The 12,051-nt window shown below is 70.2% G+C and carries 11 protein-coding genes, 1 tRNA gene and 1 pseudogene; 7 read left to right on the top strand and 6 right to left on the bottom strand.

The window, feature by feature from the left end; all coding sequences use genetic code 11:
- The first annotated feature begins 35 nt into the window (after positions 1–35).
- Both CFK39_RS11840 and CFK39_RS11835 read left to right on the top strand, forming a co-directional pair.
- Positions 36–875, top strand: a complete 840-nt coding sequence (locus CFK39_RS11840) for a CPBP family intramembrane glutamic endopeptidase (protein ID WP_089065633.1) — start codon at positions 36–38, stop codon at positions 873–875.
- A 225-nt stretch (positions 876–1,100) separates the two neighbouring features.
- A complete protein-coding gene (locus CFK39_RS11835) occupies positions 1,101–2,243 on the top strand; it encodes an ROK family protein (protein WP_172805704.1) in 1,143 nt (380 codons plus the stop codon).
- 408 nt (positions 2,244–2,651) lie between these two features.
- Here CFK39_RS11835 and groL read toward each other — a convergent pair whose 3' ends face one another.
- The 3 genes from groL to CFK39_RS11820 form a co-directional block, all read right to left on the bottom strand.
- The gene (gene groL / locus CFK39_RS11830; protein ID WP_089065631.1) at positions 2,652–4,295 is read right to left on the bottom strand and encodes a chaperonin GroEL; all 1,644 of its coding nucleotides are present in this window, start codon (positions 4,293–4,295) and stop codon (positions 2,652–2,654) included.
- A gap of 278 nt (positions 4,296–4,573) precedes the next feature.
- Positions 4,574–5,173, bottom strand: a complete 600-nt coding sequence (locus CFK39_RS11825; RefSeq protein ID WP_089065630.1) for a LytR C-terminal domain-containing protein — start codon at positions 5,171–5,173, stop codon at positions 4,574–4,576.
- A 61-nt stretch (positions 5,174–5,234) separates the two neighbouring features.
- Positions 5,235–5,576 carry a DUF3263 domain-containing protein gene (locus tag CFK39_RS11820; RefSeq protein ID WP_089065629.1) on the bottom strand — a complete coding sequence of 114 codons (342 nt, stop codon included), beginning with the start codon at positions 5,574–5,576 and terminating at the stop codon, positions 5,235–5,237.
- Positions 5,577–5,682: 106 nt separating this feature from the next.
- Here CFK39_RS11820 and CFK39_RS11815 point away from each other — a divergent pair, with 106 nt between their 5' ends.
- From CFK39_RS11815 to CFK39_RS16440, 4 genes are all read left to right on the top strand, one after another.
- Positions 5,683–6,360 (top strand): uracil-DNA glycosylase, encoded by a 678-nt coding sequence (locus CFK39_RS11815; RefSeq protein WP_089065628.1) that lies wholly within the window; start codon positions 5,683–5,685, stop codon positions 6,358–6,360.
- A 160-nt stretch (positions 6,361–6,520) separates the two neighbouring features.
- Entirely contained in the window at positions 6,521–7,537 is a 1,017-nt protein-coding gene (locus tag CFK39_RS11810; protein WP_089065627.1) for a variant leucine-rich repeat-containing protein, read from the top strand.
- A 158-nt stretch (positions 7,538–7,695) separates the two neighbouring features.
- On the top strand, positions 7,696–7,989 hold the full coding sequence (locus CFK39_RS17520) for a helix-turn-helix domain-containing protein (protein ID WP_089065626.1): 294 nt from the start codon (positions 7,696–7,698) through the stop codon (positions 7,987–7,989).
- The gene (locus CFK39_RS16440) at positions 7,893–8,114 is read left to right on the top strand and encodes a hypothetical protein (protein WP_172805625.1); all 222 of its coding nucleotides are present in this window, start codon (positions 7,893–7,895) and stop codon (positions 8,112–8,114) included. The genes CFK39_RS17520 and CFK39_RS16440 overlap by 97 nt, the downstream gene beginning before the upstream one ends.
- Positions 8,115–8,188: 74 nt before the next feature.
- Here CFK39_RS16440 and CFK39_RS11800 read toward each other — a convergent pair.
- The 3 genes from CFK39_RS11800 to CFK39_RS11790 all read right to left on the bottom strand — a co-directional run bounded on the left by CFK39_RS11800 (position 8,189) and on the right by CFK39_RS11790 (position 11,134).
- A tRNA-Thr gene (locus tag CFK39_RS11800) sits at positions 8,189–8,260 on the bottom strand.
- Positions 8,261–8,304: 44 nt separating this feature from the next.
- Positions 8,305–9,108 carry a DsbA family protein gene (locus CFK39_RS11795; RefSeq protein WP_089065625.1) on the bottom strand — a complete coding sequence of 268 codons (804 nt, stop codon included), beginning with the start codon at positions 9,106–9,108 and terminating at the stop codon, positions 8,305–8,307.
- Positions 9,109–9,217: 109 nt separating this feature from the next.
- Complete coding sequence (locus CFK39_RS11790; RefSeq protein ID WP_245822538.1) at positions 9,218–11,134, bottom strand: serine/threonine-protein kinase; 1,917 nt, start codon at positions 11,132–11,134, stop codon at positions 9,218–9,220.
- A 209-nt stretch (positions 11,135–11,343) separates the two neighbouring features.
- Here CFK39_RS11790 and CFK39_RS11785 point away from each other — a divergent pair.
- A pseudogene (locus tag CFK39_RS11785) lies at positions 11,344–12,020 on the top strand (AIM24 family protein).
- The last annotated feature ends 31 nt before the right edge of the window (positions 12,021–12,051 follow it).

Here is a 12,051-nt window from a genome sequence, read left to right as displayed (position 1 = left end):
GCTCGGCGAGCGTCCGGCCCTGGCATGCTGGGGCCATGGCGACGTCGCCCCCTGCCCCGGACCCCGCTCCCCTGCTGGCCGGACCCGCTACCCCGAGGAGGGGACTGCTGCCGGCCGCAGGGGTCTCGGCCTCCGCCTATCTGCTGTTCGGGCTGCAGCTCGCCGGGTGGGGCCACGGGCTCCTCGCCCTCAGCCTGCTCGGTGCGCTCCTGGTCTCCCGCGAGATCGCCAAAGACCTGCTCCTGATCGGACTCGGGATCACGATCATCTCGACCACCTCGGTGAAGGCAGATGTGGACTGGGACCGGTTCTTCGCGATCGGCACCGCGCTGCTGCTCGCCGTGGCCGTCCCGCTGCTGGTGGACCGACTGCTCCTGCGCCGACGCACGATCCGCTTCCCCTGGCTCTCAGGACGCCGATGGAACCGCTGGCAGTGGGGGTACATCATCGCCGTCCCGGTGCTGGGCTGGCTGCTGCTGCCGTTCTACTTCATCACCTCGGGCGCGTACCTGAACTGGCCCCACATCACCGATGCGGGTGCGCTGGGCCGCTTCCTGGTGGGCGTGAACTTCGTGGGCACCTGGGACGAGCTGTTCTTCATCTGCACCTGTTTCGTGCTCCTGCGGCGCCACTTCGGGCTCTGGCCGGCGAACCTCCTGCAGGCGATCATCTTCGTGTCGTTCCTGTGGGAGCTCGGCTACCAGGAATGGGGGCCGCTGCTCACCGCACCGTTCGCGCTGCTCCAGGGCTGGCTGTTCACCCGCACCGGCTCCCTGCTGTACGTGCTGATCGTGCATCTGCTCTTCGACGTGATCGTCTTCCTCGCCATCGTCCACGCGCACAATCCCGGGGCGATCCCGATCTTCTTGATCTGAACGGCCCGACGGACCGGCTCCTGGACCCAGCCTTCGATTTTCGGCGTTCTCCCCGGCCCGTGAATTCTGGTTTCCCGAACGCTCCTGCGGCCTCCTTATCAAGAGCGTGATGAACTCGTGGCGGCCCTGCTCCGTGCTAGATTGTGACGAATGGCGACGCGTCGAGGAATTCCCCCCAGAGGAACCCCCTTCGAGGTCGTCCGCACCCTCCTCGAGGAGGGCGGGATGCACCGCGCCGAGCTCGCCCGCCACCTGCAGACCTCCCGAGCGACCATCACCAACACCATCACCACCCTGCTCGAACAGGGCCTGGTCGAGCCCGAGACGCTCACCTCCGACACCGCGACGGGCGATGGCAAGGCTCCGCTCAAGGAGAAGCTGGTCCTGGCCCGCCGAGCAGGGATCATCGGCGCCGCGATCCACCAGGACGATTCCACGATCGTCGGGCTCGGCGAAGTGGACGGCCGCGTGATCTCCACCCGCGCCCTCCCCTGCTCCCCCGACGCCACCGGGCCCGAGCGGATCAGCACCGCGCTGACCGCCCTGCGGGAGCTCCTCGACGAGCTCCCGGCGCCCCATCCGCCACTGCATGGCCTGCATGTCGCGCCGAACACGCTGGTGAACCGCTATACCGGCGAAGTGCTCGGCGGCGCGACCTCCACCCGGTGGAGCAAGGTCAACATCCGTGACGAGTACGAGGAGGGGCTCGGCACCGCGGTCGTGCTCGAGAACCTCGCCCGCCACGCGGCCTACGCCCAGTACGGGGCCCTGGAGAGCCCCCTGCCCCGGAACCTCCTGCACGTGAGCCTGTCCTTCGGCGTCGCCCTCGGCCAGGTGCTCGACGGGAGGATCATCTCCGGAGCCCACGGCGGCGCCGGGGAGCTCGGGCACGTGAGCATCGACAGCAACGGCCCCATCTGCCGGTGCTCCCACCGCGGCTGCCTGTTCAACTACGCCGGCGCCGATAACGTGCTGGAGGAGAGCCGCATCGTCACCGGCACCGCCCTGAGCCTGGACGAGGCGATCGATCTCGCCCTGGCCGGGGATGATCGCGTGGTCTCGATCTTCTCGCGAGCCGGTGCCGCCGTCGGCATGGCCCTGAACCCGGTCTGCAACCTGCTGGACCCCGACCTGATCCTCATCGGCGGCCGGCTGGCCCGCGCCGGAGACGTGATCCTCGACCCGCTGCGAGATGCCCTGTTCCGCAGTGCTCTGCCGCTGTTCGGCCGTGACCTGCGGATCGAGCCGGCTGCGACGCTGACCGACCAGGCCCTCGTGCACGCCTCGCTGCGTGCTCTGCGCCTGGACGTCGATCTCGCCGCCGCGGTGCTGGCGGCGCACGACCCCGCCACGGTCGACGCCTCCTGAGAGGCGCTCGCCCGCGCACCCTCCACCGCTGGCGGCGCGGGAACCCTGGCAGAAGCCCACCGACCGCATTCCATGAATGCCGTCACCGATATCGAGATTGGCCGCAACAGGGCTTTAGAATTTCCCTCGAGCGGCATTTCCGGCGACGATAGGTGCGGTTTCACGAATTTCACGAGAGAATTCTCGTGAGCAATCGGGGGCTTTACGGAGGAGGGGCGGCGTGACGCAGTGCCGGGTGGCAGTGCAGGGTCGGCCGGGACGATGATCGCCTCCTGCATCTCATAGGTCATGGACCCATGGTGCCCTGCCCGTGCGGTGCCCGACAGCGACGGGCCCCGACCCTCGGGAGAGGATCGGGGCCCGTCGAGCGCTCGGGTGCGAGCGGCAGGATTCAGCCGTGGGGCTGGATCACATCATGCCGCCCATGCCACCCATGCCGCCCATTCCGCCCATGTCGTCGCCGCCGCCGACCGGAGCGGGCTCCGGCTTGTCGGCCACGACGGCCTCGGTGGTCAGGAACAGGCCGGCGATGGACGCCGCGTTCAGCAGCGCCGAGCGGGTGACCTTGACCGGGTCGATGATGCCGACGGCCACGAGGTCCTCGTAGACACCGGTCGCGGCGTTCAGGCCCTGACCGATGGGCAGGCCCTTGACCTTCTCCGCCACGACGCCACCCTCGAGACCGGCGTTGACCGCGATCTGCTTGAGCGGGGCCTCGACGGCGACCTTGACGATGTTCGCACCGGTGGCCTCGTCGCCCTCGAGGGAGAGCTTGCCGAAGGTGTCGGCACCGGCCTGCAGCAGCGCGACGCCGCCACCGGCGACAACGCCTTCATCCACGGCGGCCTTGGCGTTGCGCACGGCATCCTCGATGCGGTGCTTGCGCTCCTTGAGCTCCACCTCGGTGGCGGCGCCGGCCTTGATGACGGCCACGCCGCCGGCCAGCTTCGCGAGGCGCTCCTGGAGCTTCTCGCGGTCGTAGTCCGAGTCGGAGTTCTCGATCTCCGTGCGGATCTGGGACACGCGAGCAGCGATGCGCTCGGCGTCGCCGGAGCCCTCGACGAGCGTGGTCTCGTCCTTGGTGACGACGATCTTGCGCGCTTGGCCGAGCAGCTCGAGACCAGCGGTCTCCAGCTTGAGGCCGACCTCCTCGGAGATGACCTGGCCGCCGGTGAGGATCGCCATGTCCTCGAGCATCGCCTTGCGACGGTCGCCGAAGCCGGGGGCCTTGACGGCCACGGACTTGAAGGAGCCCTTGAGCTTGTTGACGACGAGGACCGCGAGGGCCTCGCCCTCGACGTCCTCGGCGATGATCGCCAGCGGCTTGCCGGCCTGGATGACCTTCTCCAGCAGCGGCAGCAGATCCTTGACGGAGGAGACCTTGGAGGACAGCAGGAGGATGTAGGGATCCTCGAGCACGGTCTCCTGGCGGTCGGCGTCGGTGACGAAGTAGGGCGAGATGTAGCCCTTGTCGAACCGCATGCCCTCAGTGAGCTCCAGCTCGAGGCCCATGGTGTTGGACTCCTCGACCGTGATCACGCCCTCCTTGCCGACCTTGTCGAGGGCCTCGGCGATGAGCTCGCCGATAGCCGGGTCGGCCGCGGAGATGGCGGCGGTGGCAGCGATCTGCTCCTTGGTCTCGATCGGGTGCGCCTGCGCGAGCAGGGTCTCCGAGACCGCGGCCACGGCCTGGTCGATGCCGCGCTTGAGCGCGATGGGGTTGGCGCCGGCGGCGACGTTGCGCAGGCCCTCCTTGACCAGGGCCTGGGCCAGGACGGTGGCGGTGGTGGTGCCGTCGCCCGCGATGTCGTCGGTCTTCTTGGCGACCTCCTTCACCAGCTCGGCGCCGATCGACTCATAGGGATCGTCGAGTTCGATCTCCTTGGCGATCGACACGCCGTCGTTGGTGATGGTGGGGGCGCCCCAGGACTTCTCGAGCACGACGTTGCGGCCCTTGGGGCCGAGGGTGACCTTGACGGCGTCGGCGAGCTGGTTCATTCCCCGCTCGAGGCCGCGCCGGGCCTCCTCGTCGTAAGAGATGAGCTTGGCCATGATGGAATCTCTCCCGTGTGGTGTGGTGTCCACCCGACCCTGTGCCCGCGACGGACGAGCGCCACCACCGTGTTCATGTCCCACGGCGACGACACCCTCACGGGGCCGGAATGTTCGTGGTCGGCGCGGCGGCGGACCGCCGACCGATCATGCCTCCGGGAGCGGGAGCTCGGCGCGCAGGGCGCTGTCACTCTCGATGCCCGAGTGCCAGATCATCATAAGCACTCGAGGGCGGAGAGTGCTAACTCTGCGCTCCTGGCGGACAGCGGCGCGGGCGCTCAGCCCTCGCTGTCGCCTCCGCCGCCCTCGCCGGGCATGTCGACAGCCACATAGGTCACCGCGGCGTTGTACTCGTCGCTTTGGCGGGCCTCACCGGCACCGACCTCCGCAGCGAGGGCCTGGGCTGTCTCGGCGTCCTCCTCGTCGCGGTAGAACACCACCGCCTCCTCCTGGTGGTTGTCCGCCGTGGCGACGCTCACGTCCTCCCAGCCGTCCCCCTCGAGAGTGTCCCTCCAGGTGCCGGCCAGGCCGCCCTGACCACCGGCGTTGACCACGAGCAACGGGGTGGACTTATCGGCCTCCGGGGCCGGCTCCTCGCTGGGCTCGGCCTCGGCCTCCCCCTCGGAGGCCTCCTCCGCCGCACTCTCGGAGGCGGCTGCGGTGGTGGGGTCGTCGGCGCGGTCATCGCTGCCGCCCCCCATGCTGCCGATGAAGAAGAGGAGCACCACCAGCAGCACCGCAGCGGCGCCGATGATGATGATGTACAGCAGGTTCTCCCGCCAGAACGGCAGCTCGGCGCGATGGGCGCCATGGAACGAGACGGCGTCCGCCTCGTCGTCGAAACGGTCCGGGGGGTACGGATACTGGGAATCAGCCACGGACCCATTAAACCTGCTCGGCAGGATCCGGGTGGGGAGCACACGCCCTGGGACCGCGTGATCAGGCGACCCGATGGCCCCCGTCGACGGCCGCGGCGCCCGGCTCAGAGGTCCGTCGGCCCCGCAGGCGGTGCACGAGGGACGGAGCGGCGCGCAGCGCCGCCGGCTCGTCGAGCAGGGCGTTCAGCCGTACGTAGTAGGCGACCTTGGAGATGCCGATCTCCTCGCGGATGGCTCTTTCCTTGGCCCCGACGTAACGGAAGGTGCGGCCCTCCAGGGCGAGGATCCGGCGGTCGTGCTCGCTGAGCTCCTCCGGCGCATCGCCGTCCGGACCGGCGGGCGCCCCGGCAGGAGCACCGGCACGCACCTCGCGGGGCTCGGAGGGGTCAGGGACAGCGGACATGCCTCGAGGGTACGGGGGTGCGGGGCGGCGGCGTCCACGGCGCGCCGCCCCTGCGCGCCCGTGGGATCCGGGTCACGGACGGGACCAGCGGTGGGAGACTGGAGACATGCCCCTCCCGCTGAACGAGACCCTCGCCGCCGACTGGGCCCGGGCCCTGGTGCCCGTCATGGACGACCTCGCCGGGGTCGAAGAGTTCCTGCGCACCGAGACGGCGGCCGGGCGGAGCTACCTGCCTGCCGAGGCCCAGGTGCTGCGCGCGTTCTCACGCCCGCTGTCCGAGGTGCGGGTGCTGATCATCGGTCAGGACCCCTATCCCACTCCGGGCCATCCGGTGGGGCTGTCCTTCGCGGTCGAGCGCTCGGTGCGGCCGCTGCCCCGCTCGCTCGGCAACATCTTCACCGAGCTCGAGAGCGACCTCGGCATCCCCCGGGCGGAGCACGGGGATCTCACCGCCTGGCAGGACCAGGGCGTGCTGCTGCTGAACCGTGTGCTCACAGTCACCCCCGGTGCACCGGCCTCGCACCGGCGGCGCGGCTGGGAAGAGATCACCGAGCACGCGGTGCGAGCCCTGGTGGCCCGCGGGGGTCCGCTGGTGGCGATCCTGTGGGGCCGCGATGCGCAGTCGCTGATTCCGCTGCTGGGCGAGGTCCCGCATCTCGCGAGCCCTCACCCCAGCCCGCTGTCGGCGTCCCGCGGATTCTTCGGATCCAGGCCGTTCTCCCGCGCCAATGCGCTGCTCGAACAGCAGGGCGCAGCCCCGATCGACTGGCGGATCACCGCCTGAGCCCGTCCCGTGATCTGTGTCGGAAGCGCCCGTTCCTCGTACGCGCCGAAGGCCAGATGTGTCATTCTCGGGGTCGGCACCCGCCTCCGGCTCGACGCTGAGGTGGGAGCACATCCCCACCGACGGGGGTGCCGGCAGCTCGTGACGAAGGGAGACCGCAGTGGCACAGGCCCGTTCAGCGGCTGAGGAGGCCGGTGATCCGAGCACCAGTGCGGAGCGCCTGCTCGAGCTCACCGAGAAGCATCCGCAGCTGCACCGGATGATCGTGCTGAACCCGTCATGCCCCGAGGTGGCGCGGCAGTGGATCCTGGCGACGAACCGCTGGGCGAAGCAGGCCTACGAGGCGAGCCTGCCGGCAGTTGCTGCTGACGAGGGGCCGGCGCTGCCGGAAGATCCCGAGGGGGCCTCCGTCTGGGGCGATCTCGGAACGATCCCTGCCGCCGACGCCGATGCCGACGCCGCCGGGCAGAGCCCGTCCGAGGCGCCCACGACCGCATCGGTGCGGATCGCCGAGCATGCCGGCGTGGTGCCGCTCGGCGCCTCGCCCGCCACCGCCACCTCGCCGGCCGATCCGCCCAGCCCGGACCCCGGCACCGGAGATGACGGCTCCCGCACCGGTCGACGGGCCTGGTACGCCTGCGGCGGCTGCCTGCTGCTCGTACTCGTGCTGGTGCTCGCCGTGGCGCTCGTGGGCCGCGCCTGGCTAGCCGGTGGCGAGGACGAGTACCAGCGCGACAGCTCGACCACCGCTGCCGAAGAATCGCCCTCGAACGCACCGACCGAAGAACCCACGCAGGAGGAGACCACGCCGGTGGATCCCGTCTCCCCCGCTCCGGAGGGCGCCCGCGAGATGACCGAGCTGCGCTCCCCCACCGGCAACATCTCCTGCCTGCTGGAGGAGGACTCGGTATCCTGCTCGGTCCTCGAGCGTGACTTCAGCGACACCGATCTCCAGGACTGCGGGTCCGGGCCCTTCTCGATCCAGGTCGCGGAGGGCGAGGCCGCTCGCGCCTGCGGCTCGTCCTTCCTCAGCGACTCCGCGGAGACGCTCGAGTACGACGACAGCGCGACCTACGGAGATATGGCCTGCACCAGCCGCTTCGACGGCATGACCTGCTGGAACACGATCACCGGCAAGGGATTCATGGTGAACCGGGCGACGTACGAGACGTTCTGACGCTCCTGTGGACGAGGAGACGCCTGTCGAGCTGGAGACGGTGTGTGATCTCAAGACATAGTTCGCCCCTGTCTCGCGTCATCGTTCGCACCTCGGCGTCGTCATGATCGGCCGTAGTAGAGGGCTGGTGTCTCGCGTCATCATTCGCACGATGGAGCATGTCGAAGAACACAGCGATAGTGCTCAGCGTCATCGAGGCGGGCATGAGCACCAGCGAAGCCGCACAGAAGTTCCACGTCTCCCCGCGCTGGGTACAGATCCTCGTGGCCCGCTACCGCAAAGGTGGCGTCGAGGCTCTCGACCCCGGCTCACGCCGAAGGCCTCCGTGGGAGGAACCCGCCAGAGGGACTACTCCGTGCGCACCGACAGAGTCGACACCCACGGCAAAGTCTCCCTGCGCTACGCCGGCACGATGCGCCACCTCGGCATCGGCCGCGCCCACGCCGGACTGAGAGTCCGCATCATCCGCGAGGGCCCCGACACGATGGTCATCGACCTCGCCACCGGAGAACTACTCGCCGAACACACCATCGACCCCGACCGCGGGTACCAACCACAACGAAAAAGACCCCGGTGAACACTCACCGGGGCCTTCTCCTCGCGAACGATGTCCCAAGACATCCGCGAACGATGTCCTGAGACACCACATCGAGCTGGAGACGGGAATCGAACCCGCAACCACCTGTTTACAAGACAGGTGCGCTACCGTTGCGCCACTCCAGCGGATGGGACCGGCCGACGGATCGACCGGTCCCGGAAAGTGTAGGTCAGTCCTGGCCGCCGTCGGACGGTGCCGCACCGCCGGCGGCCAGCACGGCCTCCCGCAGTGCACCGGGCTGGCCCCACACCTCGCCCTCGACAGCCGTGCCGTCGAGCTCGACGTACGGGGTGCCGCCGCCGGTCTCCTGACCGTACGGGTCTGCGACCTCGCGCACCCACGGCTGGTAGGTCTTCGCGCTCATGCACGACTGCACGGCCTCGGAGGCCCCGGCCTGCTCCGCGTATCCCCAGATCTCTTCGTCGGTGAGCCCGGCGGAGCCCTCGGCGGGCTGGTTCGCGAACATCAGCTGCTGGAAGGGGATGACGTTCTCGGGGTCGTCGTCGTAGACGCACACCATGGCGGCGGCCGCGCGGGTGGAGTAGTCGCCGGTGGTGGACTGGCCGTCCAGGAAGTTGCGCGGCACCAGGTGCAGCGTCGCCTCCTGATCATCGACCATCGTCTCGATGTCGTCGCCGTTGATCTCCTCGAGCTGCCCGCAGAAGGGGCACATGAAGTCCAGATGGATCTCCAGGACGGGCTTCCCGGAATCCTCGGTGGCGCCGAGGGAGAGATAGGGCTGGTCCTCGCTCATGCTCTCGGGCACCGCGACCGGTCCGGCCGGCCGTGTCGCCTGAAAGATGAAGTACCCGGCCGTGGCGGCGATCAGCAGCGCGACGACGGTGATGGCGGCGATCACGACGGTGCGCACCGTGCGCTGGCGCGAGAGCTCGGCCTGACGTTGCTTGCGCAGCGCCTCGCGCTGCGCTTCGCGGCGCTCCTGCGCTGACTTGGACGGACCGGAGGCGGCCATGGATTCTCCTCGCCCCGAGGGGCTGCGGTGGGTGACGGATCGGTGAGAGTTTAACGGCCGGCGGCTGAGTGCTCGCAGAGGGGATCGCGACTGCGCGGAGCCGCCGTGCTCACCCTCTCCAGACGGCGATGTCGTCGAGCCGGGGGCCGCGGGGGAACGGGAAGTAGTCGACCATCCCCTCGCGTGCCAGCACCGTGGTGATCACGGCTCCCAGCAGCAGGAGCAGCAGCACCAGCACCACGGCGCCCCAGAGCCGGTCCGGGGCGGCGGCATCGAGCATCCGGTGCGCCCCGTTGCGGGTGGTGGCGCTGCCCAGCCCCACCCAGGTGATCAGCAGGGTGATCGCCATCGCGAGGGCGAAGGCGGCGCCGTCCGGCGGGGCGATGCCGCGCAGCAGGGTCCAGCCCGCGTCGAAGGCGATGCCCACCAGTGCCCCGAGGATCAGGGGGAGCAATGCCTGCAGCGTGATCTCCAGCAGCGCGACCATCGCCCGGAACGGGCTGGCCAGCCCCGCCCGCCAGCTCGGGCCGGCCCCGGTGGAGCCGCGCATCCGCTGCGCGCTCACGCTCCGGTGCGTCCGCTCCCAGGTCCGCGCCATCGCGCCCAGCATCAGCAGCACGGCGAGGGACATATAGGGAGCGACTGCGGCGAGCGAGACGATGAGCAGGTGGCCGAGCCACACCAGCAGGGGGCGCCGCGGCGCCGGCTGCGGCCAGGGGCCGGGACGGTGCGGATCCCACTGCGGGGGCGCGACCATCGCCTGCTCGTGCTGGGGCCGGGGCGCGGCCTGCCGGCCGTCGTCATAGGAGTACTGGACCGGAGCCTGCACCGGCGGCGCGGCCGACGGTTCCGCGCCGTGGGGCGGCGGGACGACCGGCAGCGCCATGGTCGGGGCGCCGGTCACCGGCAGTGCCTCTGTGGCCGGTTCCGGCGGGGTGGCGATGCGCGGCAGCGCCTCGGTGGGCTGCTCCGAGGAGGCCGAGGTGTCGTTCACGGGCAGCGCTGCGGTGCGCTCCGCCTCGTCCTGGACGGGTTCAGCGGTGGTTCCCGGCTCCTGGCCCCCCGTGTTCTGCACGGCCGTCTGCTGCGAGCTGTCGGCGGCGCCGGCCTGCAGCAGCTCGGTGTCGCCGGGATCGGCGTACCGGGTGAGGTCGAGCCCGGCGAGCTGTTCCAGCTGCTGGGCGGGCTCGGGCCGTTGCGCGGGGTCGGACCGCAGCGCCGAGCGCAGCCACTGCGCGAGCTCGCTGGGGACGCCGTCGATGTCGAGCTCCCCGCGCTCGGCACGCAGGAACACCAGGTCGGCGCGGCCGCTGCCGTACGGCTCCCGGCCGGTGGCCGCGAAGGCCAGCAGCGCCGCCCAGGCCCACCAGTCCCCGGCCTCGCCGGAGTGGTCCGTGCGGATCACTTCCGGGTCGAGATAGGCGGCAGTGCCCATCACCAGCCCGGTCGAGGTCAGGCGCGATTCCTCGGCGGCGATCGCGATGCCGAAATCGATGATCACCGGATCCAGCCGGTCGCCGCCGGGGTCGAAGCCGGCGAGATCGGCCTCGGTGGCGCCACGCAGCATGACATTGCTGGGTTTGAGGTCGCGGTGGATCACCCCCGCATCGTGGATGGCCCGCAGGGTCTCCCCCATCGCCAGGCCGATCTCGCGCACCGCCTCGGGATGCAGGCCCCCGTGGGTGCGCACGGCGTCCTCGAGCGTGGGCCCGGGGATGAACTCGGTGACCACGAACGCCTCCGGGGAGTCCAGCTCCGCGTCCAGGATCCGCACGATGCTGTCGTTGCGCACCAGCTTCTGCGCCGTGACCTCGCGGGCCAGCCGTTCGCGAGCACGTGCGTCGTCGGAGATCTCGTGGCGCAGCAGCTTGATCGCCACATCGTTCCCGTCGGCGTCGTGCGCCCGGTAGACGATCCCCATGCCGCCCGTGCCGATCTGGCCGAGGATCTCGTAGCCGGATTCCTCGGCGAGCGCGGTCAGCCGGGGGTCACGGGCTGCGCGGCGGGGCGTGCGGGGCGGGGGCATGCCCGCCATGCTACGAGGCGCACGGCCGCACCCGCGCCTGCTTCACCGCTCCCCCACAGGGTCCGCACGTGATCAGCTCCGTCTCGGCCCCGCCGAGATCCTCGCCGGGCCCGCGCCCACCGTGAGACGATCGGCGCGCGGCGCGGTGCGCGCCGTGATGCCGCGGCTTCGCGGCGCAGCAGTCCCGAGCCACGGAAGGCACAGCCGCCATGCGATCGAATCTCTTCGATGCGTCCAACCAGGAGCGCCAGACCAACGACCGGTGGGCGCTGCAGTCCAACAAGCTGCTGCGCTGCGCCCTGCACCCGCAGTCCCCGAGATCATCTCCGCCTCCGGCGCGATGGTCGCCTATCAGGGGCAGATGGACTTCTCCTACCAGGGCTCCGGCGGCGGCATGAAGCTGCTGAAGAAGATGGCCACCGGCGAGGGCGGCAACATGATGCGCACGCGCGGACATGGCGAGATCTTCTACGCCCGCCGCGCCGACGAGATCTTCCTGATCCAGCTCGAGGGCGAGGCCCTCACCCTGAACACCAGGAACATGCTCGCCTTCGACAGCTCCATCCAGTGGGACATCCGGTCTCTCGGCGGTGCGGGCCTCATGGCGGGCGGCCTGTTCAACCTGTTCCTCCAGGGCCAGGGCATGGTCGCGGTGACCTCCGACGGACCGCCGATGCTGCTGGACTGCTCCCAGCAGCCCACCTTTGTGGATCCGCAGGCCGCGGTCTGCTGGTCGGCGAACCTCCAGCCGCAGATCAAGAACGACTTCAAGATGGGCTCGCTCATCGGGCGCGGCTCCGGCGAGTCCTTCCAGCTCGGCTTCCACGGCCCGGGCTTCGTGGTGGTCCAGCCCTCCGAGGGGGCCGTGGCCGCCACCACGTCCTGAACCTCCGTGACCGGCGGCGTGTCTACCATGA

This window comes from Brachybacterium avium, assembly GCF_002216795.1.
GTDB classification, from domain to species: domain Bacteria; phylum Actinomycetota; class Actinomycetes; order Actinomycetales; family Dermabacteraceae; genus Brachybacterium; species Brachybacterium avium.
Note: the sequence above shows the minus strand (reverse complement) of the source record. Positions and strands in the feature narration are given on the sequence as shown.